Here is a 16269-nt window from a genome sequence, read left to right as displayed (position 1 = left end):
GCCCCTCGCGGGGAGGGCTGGGAGGGCTGGGTGGGTTATTCTTAATAGTGTTAATTATTTCTAGGTTGAAAATATGCCGATGGGGAGCATTTGAGATTGAACGAAGGTGTAACTAACAACCCCATATCATCAAGATCACGAATCATTTTTACTTGTCTTTCATTTATTTCTTTATTTCTTATAGAAATGACATTTTGTAATGATTTTTGAGTTAGTAGCCTTATTCATTTTCTATCTCCAGTTGTGGGTCTTCTTCATCTAAAAATGGTGTTGACCCTATGACAACTATTTCTTGATTTGATTTCATTGCAAATTGAAGTAATAAATTATGAATATCAAATAACTTCAGCTGAAAAAATCCTCATCGTCTGAGTAATCTTCAACTTTTAACTTTAAAGTATCAATTATAGTTTTAATGCCAATTGATCTACCATGTGAGTGCCATCGTTTATTATCAGATAATAGTATAGCTATTTCTTTCCGCTCTATCCATTTTTATCCTGTAAACTAACGACTTTCACCTGAACTCTCTTTATAATTTCCATTCTTTTAAATTTTATAATCAACAAGCCACTTTTTTCAAGAGTTCTTTTTGATAATTCTCTTGCTTTCCTCATATCTTCGAAGTTCGGCAAGGTCTAAACGGTTAAGCATCATTAACTCTGCTTGAGTAACAACCCCTTGTTCGGATTTTTTTATAATCTCTTCTACTTTATCTAAATAACCTAATGCTGGAACCCATTTATCATCTGGGTTGGCTACTTGTGGATCTATGGGGCCTAGCGATGACGCATAATCCATATAAAATTCTATCACCTGACATGCACCATATTGTTCCAGCTGACATAGCAAAGTCAGGAACTATAAAATATACCTCGTCGTAGAAATATCTTGTTATTTCTACCAGTTTTTCAACTGATTCTACACTCCCACCTGTCGTCTGAAGTAGAATTACCAGTTTTTTTACTCTCCTTTTTTGGGCTGCTTTACCAAGAAAAGATACTGTTGGTTGGAATGCATGTTTAGACCAAAAATTTATTCCACCATAATAAGACACAATATCAGCATCAGGAAAGTGTTTTTCCTTAAACTTATCAATGTTATATGTTATAAATCCTTGCAGCGCATTATCTAAATTTTGCATAAAATTATCCATGTATTTAAATCATATTACGTTTTTTATTCCCTACACTCTAAAACGTGTCGTCAGGCATTGGGTTAGCCGTGGAATTTATAAGTAATAGACTGGCTAACTAGCACTTTAGCGCATATATAAAGCCCATTAATAGCATCTTCGTCCAGATACCAAGTTTCATATCTAGGGTTGTCAGATATAACTGCTAGGCGCTTATACTGTTTCTGCAATCGCTTTATGTAGAGCTGGTTATCCAATACGAACACATAAATCCCGTCACCATCAAAAAAGTTTGTGGTTATATCTACGAATATCTGATCCCTAGGTTCGAACGTTTCAGCCATCGAATCACCTTTTACAGTGATCATCTTTATCGTATTTGAAGGTCTTCCACCGAATAATCTTTTTGCTTCATCCGCTGAATACTCAATAGCCGTGATAGTCTCTATAAAATCATCGATAACCATCACGCCAGCACCTGCACTCGCTTCTACGTCTAGTATTTCAACCTTATAAGCATTACTAATACCACCCACTTCATCCGAGTGCGTATCAGTACTTATGTTGCTGACTTCCGAACTATGGATAACAGGAATAGTTGGCTCTTCGCCATTACCAGACGACAACCATTCAGGTGACACTCTCAGAACTTTAGCTATTTCTATTAATTTTGTTGAATTTTGCGCATTCCCAACCTCAATCTTTTGAATTGCAGCCTGTGATATACCAACAGCCTCGCCTAGTTCTTTTTGAGATAAGCCCGACAATTTACGAGCTTTTTTTAATCGTTGTGCAAGAGTAGTTTTCATAGTCTTAAATATACAACCGCAGTTGTTGGCATTCAAACAAATATAGTTGTTGATTAAAAACAACTAAGGTTTTATTATATATAAAATAAACAACGGAGGTTTTTATGAACAAAGCAATTAAAACCGCCATTGATATTGTAGGGACACAAAAAAAACTAGGTGAAGCATGTGGCATAACACAGCAAGCAGTTTTTAAGTGGCTACATAACAAGGCAAAAGTATCACCTGAGCATATCCCATTAATTGTTAAAGCTACAAACGGTCAAGTTAAAGGAAAAGATATTCGCCCTGACTTACCGCACTTATGGGATTTGGGTAATAAATACTGGTAACACAATCGCTCTTTAAAAAATTCATGCAGTGCCTTTTGACTTCAATCGGCAAATTATTATCAACAATCAGCTCATATGGAATGAGCCACGGATCATTACTGTTGTTCCCAATATGGGAAGTAATTAATAAGGACTTTAACAAATGGAATACGGAAACACATGCAAAACAGTTCGTGACAAACGAGCTATTGAATTTAGAACACGTCATTTAGTTAGTAACGCACTTCAAATATTACGTGATGGTGATCAGCGAGAAATTGCACAAGCCACATCACGCTCAGACTCGACTATCTCAAGAAGAATCCAATCTATTGATGGTGTATGCGAAATGCTTGCCACACGTCGTGTAATTGGTTTTGTGAGGGAAGGCGAGAAGGTTATCAGGGAATCAGATTATAGATTGTATCTGGAAAATATGGCTGAGCTATCGAGGTTAAAACTTCAAGTTCATGCATATGAAAAAGCCTCAATTGCGGGAACAACTGAGGCCTTTAGAGAAGAACAATTAGGTCTGTTCAACTAACAAATACACTGTATCAATAACCAGTATTAAAGGGAAGCTGATTTTGAGCTTTCCTTTTGCTGATACAGCTTAGGAATAAGGGAATTATACCATGAAGAAAAAGGTTAATCATTGGTTTAATCGTCACGAAGTGCATAAAAACATCATGCGAGATAAGGCGTTACGAGAAGTGACACCGTTAGGAAGTAAACGTCTAAAGGAAGCATTCGAAGATGCAAAATTGAGAAATGAGCATCGTGAGAAATTACTAGGAGGATCGCATGAGTAATGTTGCATATGCAGATTTTGGTAATCAACGACGGCAAGAGAGGCCTAACGTGGCAGATCTTGATAATGGCTATACAAAATTAGCTAATGAGCTTTACGAAGAATTAATTGGTGCAAACCTAACAAAGAATCAGGCAAAAGTTGCTCATGCTATTTGCAGGAAAACTTATGGGTTTAATAAGAAAACAGACCGCATATCAGACAGTCAGTTGGCAGAGTTAACTAGACTACCAAGACAGAAAGTTAACAAGGCAAAAAATGAGCTTATCGCTATGAAAGTTATAGTGAAAGTTGGTATGGCGATAGGGCCTAATAAAAACCTAACTGAGTGGGATATTCCTGACTGTCACCAAAACGGTGTCATTGTCACCAAAACAGTGACAAAAAATGTCACCAAAAGCGTGACAGCGCTGTCACCAAAACAGGGACACACAAAAGAAACTATTACAAAAGAAAAGAAAGAAAGTAATACACCCCTTACCCCTCACGAGGTGAAAGGGGGAGAATCGGCAAAACCCACCAAGAGAAAATCAACTCCAATTAACTACGATGAATATCTCAATGCCTACAACGAGGAAGTTGGTGACAGACTGCCTCATGCTGTGGAAGCCAACGAGAAACGTAAAACACGGATCAGGAAGATAATCAAAAACCTTGCAACGGCAAATGTTGATGGTTGGCGAGCCTACGTTAGAGCCTTTGTGCGAATGGCTAAGCCATTTTATTTTGGTGAAAACGATACAGGCTGGACGGCTGATATTGATTATCTGCTAAGAGAAACAACGTTGACAGGTGTTCGAGAAGGTAAATTTGCTGACAGGGGGTTTTAAGTGATCAATACGGAATTTGAAGCAAGTGTTATTGGCGGTTTGTTAATTTCAGGGTTAACGCCTGATGCCTCGGATGTTTTGGCCACTTTAGAGCCTGAATCATTTTCAGTTAGGTTCTATCGAGAAGCCTATCAAGTTATTCAAAAACAAGCTAAGTCTCGCGGTGTCATCGATATGATGATGGTTGCTGAAGGAATGGGAAGTGAACACCTAGCAAACATCATTCAAACAGCCAAGGATTGCCCTAGCGCAGCCAACCTAAAAGGCTATGCCAAGATGGTGACCGATAATCATAACCGTAGAGCTATGATCCAGTTAATGGATTCTGTGCGTGGTGTGATTGAGAAAGGAACTATTGAGCAAGCCAGTGAGGCAATGGGAAGTTTTCTTGCTCAGGCATCTGATATGCATTCTTCGAAAGGTGATATCGCACCCGTCCATGTGTCATCGTTAATCGAAGATTACACGGAAGTTTTACAAGAACGTGTTAACAAAGGCGAGGAGTCGGACACACTAAAAACGGGGGATCCGCGAATTAGATGAAATTATGGGAGGCATCAACCCTGTTGATTTGGTCATTATCGCCGCTAGACCAGGAATGGGTAAAACAGAAATCGCACTGAAAATTACAGAAGGCGTTGCGTCTCAAAATGTTATCGGATCTGACACCAAGAAATGCGTTTTAATTTTCTCAATGGAAATGGACTCTCAGCAAATCGTAGAGCGTCAGATTGCAGGATCCGCAAATCTATCTGTTAGCGCATTGAGAAACCCATCTCGTATGAGTGACGAAGATTGGGGAAGGGTATCTATGGGTGCAGGTAATTTACTTGGCTTGAATGTCTGGGTCGTCGATGCCAGTAAGTTAACCGTTGAGCAAATCACTGCAATTTCAACAAGACACAAGAAGCGTCATCCCGAATTATCGCTGATCATGGTCGATTACTTAGGGTTGATTGAGAAGCCTCGTGCAGAACGTAACGATTTGGCTATTGCTCACATTTCAGCAACGTTGAAAGGGTTAGCTAAAAACATCAGAACTCCTGTTATTTCACTAAGTCAGCTATCTCGTGATGTTGAAAAGAGACCGAACAAACGACCTACAAATGCGGATTTAAGAGACTCAGGAAGTGTAGAGCAAGATGCAGATAGCATCATCATGCTTTATCGCGATGCAGTCTATAATGAAAACTCCCCCGCAGCAGCTTACGCAGAAATAATTGTGACAAAAAACCGATTTGGGAAATTGGGAACTGTTTATCAATTATTCAAAAATGGTCACTTTCTTGACACCGATCAGGCTCAAGCATCTAGCATCTGTCAACAAAGTAGCAGACCACAACAGAGAAGATTTCAAGGAGCAAATGTATGAATTTAGAGCAGTTAGATACGGATGATTTTATTGAAAGGATTGAAGTGTTGCGTTCTATTTTAAAAGTTGAAGGCAATCACTTTGTTTTCCAGTTAAGTAACAATGAAGTTGATCAATATGAGATTTCTATCTCCTCATGTAACACCGCAGAGAAGTTGCTTTCATGGGTATTTCATTTGACTGAAAAGCAGTGGATGAACACTGAGCTATTACGTTATTTCATTCGTGTAGCAAGCGTTAAATCGAATATCAAAATTAACTAATCAAGTTCCTGTGGGGGAACACGCAAGAGGATTTTTAGATGAGTGCATATTACGAATACGTGATTAAGGCGCAAGAAAGGAGCAGACAGCAAAGCCTAGACAGGATGTACGCTTTAGCTCTTCGCCTTGAGGAAATAATGGACGATTTACATGAGCGAGCAGAAGTGATGCGTCGTGATCTGGCAATTAAAGTCGGCTATGAATGGGAATCGTGAGGGGGTGAGTGATGAAAACCAAGCAAACTAAGATGGAACTAGTCGCATACCAAAAGGATGACGACAAAAAAGTTAAAACCTATCAGTTGCTTCACTACAACGAGAAAACACGCTTGGAGCAGAAAATAAAAGTCACCAAAAGACAGGCACTTCATGGCTGGGAAGTTAGTTTGAATTTGGACGATTTCCCTAGACTAGAAACTGAAACTGAGGCTTTGCTGAAATACGCAGACTGGCTAGAACGCATGGGAATAGCAATACGCAGAGAAGCTAAGCGGGCAATTAAGCGAGGTGTTGAGTGATGAAAGGAACAGAACTTAAAAAGTTGATGTGGCTCTACGCTGATGAGGCAATGACACGCAAGCGTAGATATGTGAGAGGCGGGAAAAAGACAGCGGACCGCAATCGAAAAATGCACAAACCATATCGTTGTGAAAAGGTTATGAATCGCCTTTTAAGAATTGATTCTGATGCGTTTGTTAAAAGACTAAACCGAAAGGAGGTATCTAATGGAGGGAGTTAATTGGTTTAAGACAAAGGACAAATTACCAACAGAAGGTGAGGCGGTAATTGTTATTTTTGGAGAGCATATTCAAAACATAACCTATGAGCTAATTCATTGCGACAGTAACAATGAACTCAGATGGTTCCCACATAACAACTTAGAACATGACTCCGCTCCACTGGAAACATTCGACTACTGGATGTACATCAAAGACCTACCACTCCCACCAATGCCAGAGGGTGAATGATGAAGTGGGCGAAATTTAAAGGCAACGAGATTACCTATTTAGTTAGATGGACAGTTTTAATTGTATTCATGCTCCCAATAAGCATAGTTTACTTTCTACTTTTTCTAATTGATACGCCGATCCACTTTGCCAGAAAACACGTACGACAAATTTTATTTTCATTAATTGACTACATCGAAAATAAACTCCCTTTCAGAAAGGATAAGTAGTATGAACGAACTCAAGAAATGCCCATTTTGTGGCAGTAAAGTTAAATGGTGTGGCGAGAACGAGCCTAACCCAGAAGATAACCACCTTTGTGATCATATCGAATGTACTAATGCTGATTGTGGCGCTGATTTCTCTTTTACCCACAATAACGATATTTACCCCGATAATTCTGATGACATGACAGCAGAAGAATTAATGCAAATTGACCGTGATTATTCAGCGCATCGTTTTAACAGGAGAGCTAACAGTGAGTGATAAGAAATGAGCATTTCAGCAATCACAACAATCAGATGTTTTTTCACTGGTCATAAATTCGAAAAGCAAGAAAACTGCTGTAATGACGGATCATATTTCTTTTGCTCTCGATGTGGCATGACACTGTGGAGATATAACATTAAATACAGGAGGTAACTTGGAAGCAGATTTCCTCTTCCACGAATCAACCAAAAATACCGCATGGCAACACCTCAAAGAAGTTCTAGCAACAAACCAACCACACCGAATCATCATCAAGCCTTGGAAAAAAAAAACGTTCACTATCTCAGAATTCACTTTCGCATTTGTGGTATGACGAAATCAGTAAGTATTTATGCAAAAACGGCATTAAACACACTAAAGAAAGCGTCAAAAAGATGATGAAACACACCTTCTTAGGTTATGAGGAGGTTGAAATGATTAATGCGGTCACAGGTGACGTGGAGCTAATTAGACAGTTGCGCAAAACTTCTGATTTAGACACTGGCGATATGTATTTCTACATGGAGCAGGTAGAACGCTGGGCGGTAGGTATAGGTTGTTTCGTGACGATACCTGATAACTCTCAATATATGGAATTGAAAAGGAAGCAAGAAGAATGATAGACAACGTAAATAACCCTCTTCACTACGCATCAGGTGATATTGAGTGCATAGATGCCATTAAAGCCAGCATGACCAAAGAGGCGTTTCTAGGCTACCTCAAAGGCAATATTCAAAAGTATGTCTGGCGATACGAAAAGAAAATTAATCCAGTCGAAGATTTGAAAAAGGCTCGTTGGTATATGAGTCGACTCGTTGAAGAAGTGGAGGCTGGAAAATGAAATGCATGTCATGCAATAGACCGCTAACAGGTGATGAAATTTACGTGTGTGCTCAGTGTGCTGATGAATACGCTCATTTAGAAGTGATGGATAAAATCAAGGAGGAAAAGAGTGGCGAAGGCTAAAAAGCCGAAGCTCAAAGCCTGTAAAGTCTGCAACAAAGAATTCATTCCCTACCTATCTACCCAAAAAGTCTGCTCCACATCTTGTGCAATAAAATTCGCCTCAAATGAAATTAAACGGACCGAAGAAAAGGACCGTAAGAAACGTTTATCTGAGGAAAGAAAAATATTGCGGGCCAGAAAGGAAAAGTTAAAGACAAAATCAGACTGGAACAAAGAGGCCCAAGCGGCAGTAAATAAATACATCTTTTGGCGAGACTACGGTAAACCCTGCATTGCTTGTGGTAGAGCCTTAAATTATGGGGTAAGAGGTGGGTCCGTAGATGCTAGTCATTACAGGTTAAGGGGTTCGGCACGTCATTTAAGATTTAATTTACTCAATATTCACGCTGGCTGTGTTCACTGCAATAGGGACCTGTCAGGAAATCTCATTCCATATCGCATTAATCTCATCAATAAAATCGGCGAAGAGCGAGTAATTCGTTTAGAGCACGATAACACGGTCCGTAAATTCGACATCGAATATCTCAAGCGAATGAAATCCATATTCACTCGTAGGGCCCGTTGGTATGAGAAAAGGCGAAAGGATCAATATTCGGAGGTGGCTTAATGTTCACTGACTTAATCGCAGCTATTGAAGAAGCAAGATATTTAAAATCAAGATCAGGCGGTCGAGTTAATTTCTGTGTAATCCAGATTGCTGAATGCATGGAAGTGTTATGCGGACTGATGGATGGTGTCAGGGTTTTATATACAACTGCAAATGATGATTATCACACAGTATTACCGGAGGCGAGATGAGCTATATCGGAGAGAAAGAATTAACAGATGAGCAGTTTCGCTGGCTAGATGGTTGGTTAAATCTATGGGGGGCGTGGGTATATTCTGGTCGTATTGATATTCGTATGATCAACATGATTTATAAATTCATGCAAACAGTAGAGCCAAGTAAAAACCCATCAAGACCTATGTGCAATGACGATGAAGGAATGTTGATTTCTCAGGTCGTAGATTCAGTCATCGCCACTGACACACAGGCTTATGGAATATTACTAAGTTATTACGCTCATGGTTCATCTAAGTTGTCGATTGCATCTTACTATCACCGAGTTGCAAAACCACGCAAAATGAATACAAGGTCAGGAGGGAAGCTAAAGAAACCTGCGTTAATTACATTAAGGCGAGAAGTTGACGAAAAGCTCAAGGCCGCACAGTGGTTATTGTACGAACCTCTGCGAAATGCAATGAATAATCGTAAACGTGTAGCTAAAGTTAAAAATATTGCTGAACCTTGCTATTGACATAAATGAGCAAATGAGCAACAATTATAAGGTAAGTTGCTTTACGTGACTCTTAAGTTTACTTACCTCATTCAAGACCTCGCTTCGGCGGGGGTTTTTGTTACAGAAACAGTGCCCCTCATAACCTCTACGTAGAACGGAGAAATCTGGTTTGCGATACGTTTGGGGCTTTCTATTTTAATTCCCCCGAATTCGAGGGAATAAGTTTTTGATATTTATCCAGAGTGCTTATTTGCATTGTGGTAATCCAACCATCCGGAATTACCGGATAGTTCACATTCAGAAGATCGCTTAGGCGGTCTTTTTTCTTATATGCACCAGTAGCTCAATGGTAGAGCACTCGACTCATAATCGATGGGTTATCGGTTCGAATCCGTTCTAGGTGCACCAAATATGCCGACCACAGAACAATTACCCTCGTTATCACGTTCACATAAGAGCTGTGAGTCGGCGTTCTATTAACTTTAATTACGGAACACTCCGCAGGGGGTGAGTATGCGCATGCCTGAAAAAAATACAGAATTCTGGGTGCAAATCTGGGACTGGATAACAATAAATGCGCCACTTATCGCTGGCGTTTTGTTAGCCGGAATGACTGCTTTTACCAGAGAGAAAAGAGAAGGTTCGGGATGGAAGGCATCTCTATCTGAGGCGGCTATATGTGCCTTTATCAGTATCGGCATCATTACTGCTTTGGAGTATGCAAAGTTGCCTATCAGCTTGGCTCAGTTTTTTGGTGTGTTTATTGGCTTCCTAGGTACTAAGAAAATCGGTGCAATCGTGGAAGCGGTAATGTCGTTCTTCAAAAATAAATTCGGAGTTAACAAATGACACTCGGTGAGAAACAACGCAAGTTCACTCGTATGATTGCGGATTTAATTATTTTTGCCTACGACAACGGGTATGAGCTGACATTCTCGGAAGCATACCGAACGCCAGAGCAGGCACAGTTAAATGCCAAATCAGGTGCGGGTATTAAAAACAGCTTACACACACAACGCCTAGCTGTGGATTTCAACCTATTTAAAGACGGTAAATATCTAACAGCATCAAGTGACCATAAATTACTTGGTGAATATTGGGAATCTATCGGCGGTACGTGGGGCGGTCGATTCAATGACGGCAATCACTACTCGTTAGAGCACAATGGCGTTAAGTGATATGAATACGCTAACCAAGGTATTAGCTGGACTACTAGCAATATCTGCATTCTGGCTATGGTGGGTAATAGATGATTACGACAAACTGAGCAAAGATTACAACACAGCAACCAATCAGTTATCTCGCCAAAACTCAATCACAGAAAACGCCAACCGTACATTCAGGATTATCAACAATGTCTCATCACTTAATAGCGACGAGCGGAATAGGTCAGCCGTGGATTCTGAAAAAGTTAAAACGGTTATCAAAACTGTTCTTGTCAATAATGATTGCGCCAATACTGCTATTCCTAGTGACGCTCTTATCAGGATGCACGACTATTCAGAAAGAATACGTGCCAGTGGAACACATAGCGATACCAGCACACCTAACCGCTGATTGTCTATTGCCCTACATACCAGAGCAAATGACATGGGGAGAGTCGTTAATGTTAAACATCTCCCTGTTATCGGTTATTGAGCAATGTAATTCAGACAAGAAAGCAATACGGGAAATTGAACAACAACGACAGGTGATAAAATGAAAAGCCCAATACTGGCATCAGTTAAATTTGATACCAGTCGATTAGATAAAAAAAATTGAAGAGCTTAAATCAACGTTTTCTGATGGCGTTCTTGAGCATCTTCTCAGCGTGCTCCCTAGCTTGTTTAGCAAGATCATCCTTACGGATAACCCTTCCACAGGAACTACATTTAGCATCAATGAGGTCGTCTATTTTCTCGACCTTGACGCTGGAGCTTACAACGAGATCCTTGTGACAGCCAGGGCACTTGAAGCTAACGTTACTCATACTAAAAAATCTCCTATTAACGGGAAAAGTCCCGAGGAAATATTAGAACATTTTAACAAATATAACTTCGTGGATGATCACGGACACAGACTAGAGTTCTGTCAGGACTTTATTGATCTGGTGACCTTAGCCACAAAGTAAAGAAAATCTTAATTACGACTCGCTCAATAGCGGGGCTTTTTAATGGAGAAATATCATGGCAGTAGAAGGTTCAGATAATCCAGTTAAATTCCGTGAAGAGCTGGATAAAAGCATTCCCAAAGAATAACCCCGACAAGGTTAGATAAATCGTTTATCCATTAAGGAGAGTGATCATATCTTGACTGCTAGGAACAGACTAGAAGCGACCTGATTAACGTAGTGATACGTGATGATGGTTGCGATTAACTTCACACAGGAACATCAAATGACAGAAATTACAGCACAAAATCAAATGCGCTTAGAGCTATTACGGTTAGTTGGCAATGATACCGCAGCGGCTCAAGCAGCTATCGAGTTCGTTAAAGACGATGCTCTCAAGTTTGAGTTATTCAAAGACGCATATAAGACATGTCAGACAGAAGCTCAGTTTGTAGCGCGAGCACAGAAAGCCGCTCGTGATGCTCAGCAAGCACTAGATTTATTCACATAGTAGTTAATTACACAGCTCATTTGCGAGTGGGCTGGATAATTGATTAAAGGAGGTCACTGTGACAAAGGAAAATAAAGGTGGTCGCCCGTCTGATTACATGCCTGAGACTGCTCATGACATTTGTTCAAAGCTTGCAGAGGGAGAAAGTTTGCGATCGGTTTGCAGGAGACCTGGAATGCCAAGTAAAGCGACAGTATTCCGTTGGTTATCCGAAAATGCAGAGTTTCGAGACCAATACGCGAAGGCAACAGAGCAAAGGGCTGATGCATTATTTGAAGAGATTCTAGAAATAGCTGATGACGTGCTTCCTGATTCCGCTGAGGTGGCTAAGGCTAAGCTTAGGATCGACACTCGAAAATGGTCGCTGGCTAGAATGTCTCCCAAGAAGTATGGCGACAAAGTTACACAGGAAATTACTGGTGCTGATGGCGGCGCAATTCAAATAGAAACATCACCTATGAGTTCATTATTCGGTAAATAGCATGACACAGATAAACCCTATCTTTATGCCATTCATTGAGGCGCACCGTTACAAAGTCGCTAAAGGTGGCAGGGGTAGCGGTAAATCTTGGGCGATAGCTAGGCTTCTCGTTGAAGCAGCAAGGAGACAGCCGGTACGTATACTTTGCGCTCGTGAATTGCAAAACAGTATTAGTGACTCAGTTATCAGGCTTCTTGAAGATACCATAGAGAGAGAAGGCTATAACAATGAGTTCGAAATTCAGCGCACCATGATTAAGCATCTTGGCACTGGCGCTGAGTTTATGTTTTACGGCATCAAGAATAATCCGACAAAGATTAAATCGCTTGAAGGTGTTGATGTTTGTTGGGTGGAAGAAGCGGAGGCGGTAACAAAAGAGAGTTGGGATATTCTGATCCCGACAATTAGAAAGCCCAACTCTGAAATATGGGTGAGCTTTAACCCAAAAAACATTCTTGATGACACCTATCAGCGTTTCGTTGTTAACCCACCTGATGATATTTGCTTGCTTACTGCCAACTATACCGATAACCCTCACTTTCCTGACGTGCTGAGATTAGAGATGGAGGAATGTAAGCGCAAGAATCCAACACTATATCGGCATATCTGGCTTGGTGAGCCGGTAAGCGCTAGTGATATGGCTATTATCAAGCGTGAATGGCTAGAGGCTGCTACCGACGCACACAAGAAGTTAGGATGGAAAGCCAAAGGCGCGGTCATTTCAACTCACGACCCGTCTGATACTGGCGGAGATGCCAAGGGGTATGTTTCACGCAGGGGATCAGTAGTTAACAAAGTTGCAGAAGGTTTGCTAATGGATGTTAACGATGGTGCTGACTGGGCTACTGAGCAAGCTATCAAAGATGGTGCTGACCATTTCTTGTGGGACGGTGACGGCTTGGGAGCGGCATTGCGCAGGCAAGTTACTGACGCATTCACTGGAAAGCAAACAACAGTAACAATGTTCAAAGGTAGCGAATCACCTTTCGATGAGGGTGCCTTATATCAATCTGGCGCATGGGCTGATGAAGTGGTTAGCGGAGACAATAGTCGAACCATCGGTGATGTATTCAGAAATAAGCGTGCTCAATTCTACTATGCATTGGCTGACAGGCTCTATTTAACCTATCGAGCAGTAGAGCATGGAGAATATGCAAGCCCTGACGACATGATTAGCTTCGACAAAGAGGCAATCGGCGAACAGATGTTAGAAAAACTATTCGCAGAGCTTACGCAAATTCAACGTAAGTTTAATGGTAACGGCAAGTTAGAGCTAATGACCAAAGTTGATATGAAAGTAAAACTTGGCATTCCATCACCTAACTTGGCTGACTCCCTCATGATGTCTATGTATTGCCCTGTTATTATTCATGACGATACAGAGATCTACGTTCCATCATCTTCTAGTTGGTAACTATGGCTGAAACACTACAACAAAGACATGAGCGAATAATGCTCAGGTTTGACCGTGCGCACTCACCGCAAGAAGATGTGAGAGCGAAATGCGTCGAAGCAACACGGTTTGCACGAGTGCCCGGTGGTCAATGGGAAGGTGCAACATCTGCGGGTACTAAACTCAATGACCACTTTGAGAAATACCCTAAATTTGAAATAAACAAGATAGCAACTGAGCTAAACAGGATCATCAGTGAGTATCGCAACAACCGCATCACCGTTAAGTTCAGACCGGGTGACAAAGAAGCAAGCGAGGATTTAGCCGATAAGTTAAATGGTTTGTTTCGTGCTGACTACGAAGAGACTGACGGTGGTGAGGCTTGTGATAATGCGTTTGATGACGCAGCAACAGGTGGATTTGGTTGCTTTAGGTTAACAACAAACTTGGTCAATGAGTTAGACCCGATGGATGACAGACAGCGAATTTCTATCGAGCCTATTTATGATCCGTCTCGTTCTGTGTGGTTTGACCCTGACGCCAAGAAATATGACAAGTCTGATGCCGAATGGGCTTTTTGCATGTACTCGCTATCCGCCGAGAAGTACAAGGCTGAGTACAAAAAAGACCCATCAACGTTAGATGTAGGTATTGATAGGTCATGGGATTATGACTGGTTTGATTCTGATGTTGTCTATATCGCTAAGTATTATGAGGTAAGAAAAGAATCAGTTGATGTTGTCAGCTTCCAAAACCCAATTACTTCAGAGGTTGTTACCTATGACAGCGAACAACTTGAGCAGGTTGGTGATGAATTAATTGATATTGGCTTTGTTGAAGTTGCTCGAAGAACAGTTAAGCGCCGTCGAGTTTATGTGTCAGTAGTCGATGGTGATGGATTCCTTGAGAAAGCTCAGAGAATACCGGGTGAGCACATTCCTTTAATCCCTGTTTATGGTAAGCGCTGGTTTATTGATGACGTCGAGCGAGTTGAGGGGCATATTGCAAAAGCAATGGACGCACAGCGCCTTTATAACTTACAAGTGTCAATGCTTGCTGATTCAGCAGCACAAGACCCCGGCTCAGTTCCTATTGTTGGCAAGCAACAGATTAAAGGGCTTGAAAAACACTGGGCTGATAGAAACTCAAAAAGACCTGCATTCCTTCCTCTGAATGAAATAACCGATAAGCAAGGCAATGTTATTGCGCCAGCATCAGCAATTGGTTATACGCAACCACAGCCACTTAATCAGGCAATGGCTGCACTGTTGCAGCAAACAAGCTTAGATATTCAGGAAGTAACTGGTGCCAGTCAGGCAATGCAGCAAATGCCTAGCAATATTGCCAAAGAGACTGTTAATAACCTCATGCATCGCTCTGATATGGCATCGTTTATCTATCTGGATAACATGGCTAAAAGCTTGAAACGGGCTGGTGAAGTATGGCTGTCGATGGCTAGAGAAGTATATGGATCTGATAGGCAAGTTCGCGTAGTTAATGAGGATGGTACTGATGATATAGCGCTGATGTCTGTGACGATACGAGATAAACAAACAGGCGAAATTGTAGCCATGAATGATTTATCTACTGGTCGTTATGATGTCACGGTTGATGTAGGGCCATCTTATACAGCAAGGCGTGATGCCACTGTTTCAGTGCTGACAAATCTTCTTGCTGGGATGCTTCCTCAAGATCCGATGCGCGCAGTTGTTCAGGGAATTATCTTGGACAACATGGATGGTGAAGGTCTTGATGAGTTCAAGGAATACAACCGCAATCAGCTACTTACTCAAGGTGTCGTCAAACCTCGCAATGCAGAAGAAGAGCAGATTGTTGCTCAGGCACAGCAACAGGCACAACAGCCTAATGCTGAGTTATTGGCGGCGCAAGGTGTGTACTTGCAAGGGCAGGCAGAAGTCCAGAAGACGAAAAATGAAGAGCTATCCATTCAGGTTAAAGCATTCCAAGCTCAAACAGAAGCTAGAGTTGCAGAGGCTAAAGTTGTTCAACTTCTTGCATCAGCAGATAGCACAAAGCGCGCTGAAATTAGAGAGGCGCTTAAAATGTTACACAACTTCCAGAAGGAACAAGGTGACTCATCACGAGCAGATGCCGAGTTAATTCTAAAAGCAACAGATACGCAGCATAAGCAAAGCCTAGACGTTGCGAAAACCATTCAATCACAAAATAACCAACAGTCTCCTGCGGACTTCTCGCAGAGTTAAGGAGTAATAAATGGAAAACGAACTGATCATTGATGGTCAGGCAGTGCCTGTGTCTGAAAATCAGGAGTCACAACAGCAGGAAAATACAGATCAACCAACGCAAGTTAGTGAGAATAATGCCGCTGATAATGCCGAGGTTGTCACTGGTGATTCTGCTAAAGTAAAACCAGATCATAGTGTCGAGCAGGAGCAAGATTACTCCTTGCAAATCGGCGATGAAGAAATCTCGTTAACTGATGACGATGATTCAATTGAGGGGAAGACAGCCCCCCAGTGGGTTAAAGACCTTCGAAAAGGCTTTAAAGATACTCAGAAAGAAAACCGTGAGCTAAGGCGCCAACTTGAGGAAATTACAGCCAAGCAAACGCAAGAGCCAGCG

Annotated in this window: 25 protein-coding genes, 1 tRNA gene and 2 pseudogenes; 25 read left to right on the top strand and 3 right to left on the bottom strand. The window is 41.3% G+C overall.

Going from position 1 to position 16269, the window contains the following annotated elements; all coding sequences use genetic code 11:
- Window positions 1-579: 579 nt before the first annotated feature.
- Both BHE89_RS26035 and BHE89_RS15360 read right to left on the bottom strand, forming a co-directional pair.
- Window positions 580-801 (bottom strand): hypothetical protein, encoded by a 222-nt coding sequence (locus BHE89_RS26035; RefSeq protein WP_286146200.1) that lies wholly within the window; start codon window positions 799-801, stop codon window positions 580-582.
- 417 nt (window positions 802-1218) lie between these two features.
- On the bottom strand, window positions 1219-1944 hold the full coding sequence (locus BHE89_RS15360; RefSeq protein WP_069367907.1) for an XRE family transcriptional regulator: 726 nt from the start codon (window positions 1942-1944) through the stop codon (window positions 1219-1221).
- Window positions 1945-2048: 104 nt separating this feature from the next.
- Here BHE89_RS15360 and BHE89_RS15355 point away from each other — a divergent pair, with 104 nt between their 5' ends.
- From BHE89_RS15355 to lysC, 20 genes and pseudogenes are all read left to right on the top strand, one after another.
- Window positions 2049-2276: a transcriptional regulator gene (locus BHE89_RS15355; RefSeq protein ID WP_069367908.1), complete on the top strand. Its 228-nt coding sequence runs from the start codon at window positions 2049-2051 to the stop codon at window positions 2274-2276.
- A 142-nt stretch (window positions 2277-2418) separates the two neighbouring features.
- Window positions 2419-2799 (top strand): hypothetical protein, encoded by a 381-nt coding sequence (locus BHE89_RS15350; protein ID WP_069367909.1) that lies wholly within the window; start codon window positions 2419-2421, stop codon window positions 2797-2799.
- 91 nt (window positions 2800-2890) lie between these two features.
- Entirely contained in the window at window positions 2891-3067 is a 177-nt protein-coding gene (locus BHE89_RS23815; RefSeq protein WP_171729915.1) for a hypothetical protein, read from the top strand.
- On the top strand, window positions 3060-3896 hold the full coding sequence (locus tag BHE89_RS15345; protein WP_069367910.1) for a replication protein: 837 nt from the start codon (window positions 3060-3062) through the stop codon (window positions 3894-3896). Before BHE89_RS23815 ends, BHE89_RS15345 begins: the two co-directional genes overlap by 8 nt.
- A gap of 3 nt (window positions 3897-3899) precedes the next feature.
- A pseudogene (locus BHE89_RS15340) lies at window positions 3900-5268 on the top strand (replicative DNA helicase).
- Window positions 5265-5531 (top strand): hypothetical protein, encoded by a 267-nt coding sequence (locus BHE89_RS15335; protein ID WP_069367912.1) that lies wholly within the window; start codon window positions 5265-5267, stop codon window positions 5529-5531. The pseudogene BHE89_RS15340 and the gene BHE89_RS15335 overlap by 4 nt, the downstream one beginning before the upstream one ends.
- A gap of 226 nt (window positions 5532-5757) precedes the next feature.
- Complete coding sequence (locus BHE89_RS15330) at window positions 5758-6048, top strand: hypothetical protein (protein ID WP_069367913.1); 291 nt, start codon at window positions 5758-5760, stop codon at window positions 6046-6048.
- Between the two features lie 207 nt (window positions 6049-6255).
- Window positions 6256-6498 (top strand): hypothetical protein, encoded by a 243-nt coding sequence (locus BHE89_RS15320; RefSeq protein WP_069367915.1) that lies wholly within the window; start codon window positions 6256-6258, stop codon window positions 6496-6498.
- A gap of 210 nt (window positions 6499-6708) precedes the next feature.
- Window positions 6709-6963 carry a Lar family restriction alleviation protein gene (locus BHE89_RS15315; RefSeq protein ID WP_069367917.1) on the top strand — a complete coding sequence of 85 codons (255 nt, stop codon included), beginning with the start codon at window positions 6709-6711 and terminating at the stop codon, window positions 6961-6963.
- Window positions 6964-7268: 305 nt separating this feature from the next.
- A complete protein-coding gene (locus BHE89_RS15310) occupies window positions 7269-7565 on the top strand; it encodes a NinB/YbcN family protein (RefSeq protein WP_286138847.1) in 297 nt (98 codons plus the stop codon).
- Window positions 7562-7786 carry a DUF3310 domain-containing protein gene (locus BHE89_RS15305; protein WP_069367918.1) on the top strand — a complete coding sequence of 75 codons (225 nt, stop codon included), beginning with the start codon at window positions 7562-7564 and terminating at the stop codon, window positions 7784-7786. The genes BHE89_RS15310 and BHE89_RS15305 overlap by 4 nt, the downstream gene beginning before the upstream one ends.
- Window positions 7787-7791: 5 nt before the next feature.
- A complete protein-coding gene (locus BHE89_RS27500; RefSeq protein ID WP_458694231.1) occupies window positions 7792-7911 on the top strand; it encodes a protein NinF in 120 nt (39 codons plus the stop codon).
- On the top strand, window positions 7898-8518 hold the full coding sequence (locus tag BHE89_RS15300) for a recombination protein NinG (protein ID WP_069367919.1): 621 nt from the start codon (window positions 7898-7900) through the stop codon (window positions 8516-8518). Before BHE89_RS27500 ends, BHE89_RS15300 begins: the two co-directional genes overlap by 14 nt.
- The gene (locus BHE89_RS15295; protein WP_069367920.1) at window positions 8518-8709 is read left to right on the top strand and encodes a hypothetical protein; all 192 of its coding nucleotides are present in this window, start codon (window positions 8518-8520) and stop codon (window positions 8707-8709) included. Before BHE89_RS15300 ends, BHE89_RS15295 begins: the two co-directional genes overlap by 1 nt.
- Window positions 8706-9209 (top strand): antiterminator Q family protein, encoded by a 504-nt coding sequence (locus BHE89_RS15290; protein WP_069367921.1) that lies wholly within the window; start codon window positions 8706-8708, stop codon window positions 9207-9209. Before BHE89_RS15295 ends, BHE89_RS15290 begins: the two co-directional genes overlap by 4 nt.
- Before the next feature lie 314 nt (window positions 9210-9523).
- A tRNA-Ile gene (locus BHE89_RS15285) sits at window positions 9524-9599 on the top strand.
- Window positions 9600-9704: 105 nt separating this feature from the next.
- Window positions 9705-10040, top strand: a complete 336-nt coding sequence (locus tag BHE89_RS15280) for a phage holin, lambda family (RefSeq protein WP_077885095.1) — start codon at window positions 9705-9707, stop codon at window positions 10038-10040.
- A complete protein-coding gene (locus BHE89_RS15275; protein ID WP_036976899.1) occupies window positions 10037-10369 on the top strand; it encodes a M15 family metallopeptidase in 333 nt (110 codons plus the stop codon). The genes BHE89_RS15280 and BHE89_RS15275 overlap by 4 nt, the downstream gene beginning before the upstream one ends.
- Window positions 10356-10748: a hypothetical protein gene (locus tag BHE89_RS15270; RefSeq protein ID WP_286138848.1), complete on the top strand. Its 393-nt coding sequence runs from the start codon at window positions 10356-10358 to the stop codon at window positions 10746-10748. Before BHE89_RS15275 ends, BHE89_RS15270 begins: the two co-directional genes overlap by 14 nt.
- Complete coding sequence (gene lysC, locus BHE89_RS27495) at window positions 10636-10893, top strand: Rz1-like lysis system protein LysC (protein WP_077885097.1); 258 nt, start codon at window positions 10636-10638, stop codon at window positions 10891-10893. The genes BHE89_RS15270 and lysC overlap by 113 nt, the downstream gene beginning before the upstream one ends.
- 69 nt (window positions 10894-10962) lie before the next feature.
- On the opposite strand, the gene BHE89_RS27490 is transcribed toward lysC, so the two are convergent.
- Window positions 10963-11160, bottom strand: a complete 198-nt coding sequence (locus BHE89_RS27490; RefSeq protein ID WP_458694230.1) for an ECs_2282 family putative zinc-binding protein — start codon at window positions 11158-11160, stop codon at window positions 10963-10965.
- A gap of 406 nt (window positions 11161-11566) precedes the next feature.
- Here BHE89_RS27490 and BHE89_RS15255 point away from each other — a divergent pair, with 406 nt between their 5' ends.
- The 5 genes and pseudogenes from BHE89_RS15255 to BHE89_RS15235 all read left to right on the top strand — a co-directional run.
- Complete coding sequence (locus tag BHE89_RS15255; protein ID WP_069368036.1) at window positions 11567-11791, top strand: DUF2560 family protein; 225 nt, start codon at window positions 11567-11569, stop codon at window positions 11789-11791.
- Window positions 11792-11888: 97 nt separating this feature from the next.
- Window positions 11889-12272 (top strand): terminase small subunit-like protein, encoded by a 384-nt coding sequence (locus tag BHE89_RS15250; RefSeq protein ID WP_069368037.1) that lies wholly within the window; start codon window positions 11889-11891, stop codon window positions 12270-12272.
- Between the two features lies 1 nt (window position 12273).
- Complete coding sequence (locus BHE89_RS15245) at window positions 12274-13686, top strand: PBSX family phage terminase large subunit (RefSeq protein WP_069367924.1); 1413 nt, start codon at window positions 12274-12276, stop codon at window positions 13684-13686.
- Between the two features lie 2 nt (window positions 13687-13688).
- Window positions 13689-15890 (top strand): portal protein, encoded by a 2202-nt coding sequence (locus tag BHE89_RS15240; RefSeq protein WP_069367925.1) that lies wholly within the window; start codon window positions 13689-13691, stop codon window positions 15888-15890.
- A 10-nt stretch (window positions 15891-15900) separates the two neighbouring features.
- Window positions 15901-16269 (top strand): annotated as a pseudogene (locus BHE89_RS15235) (phage capsid protein); the annotation flags it as partial.

Source organism: Shigella sp. FC1967 (genome assembly GCF_001743005.1).
Classification (GTDB): Bacteria; Pseudomonadota; Gammaproteobacteria; order Enterobacterales; family Enterobacteriaceae; genus Proteus.
This window is presented reverse-complemented; position numbering and strand designations above follow the sequence as displayed.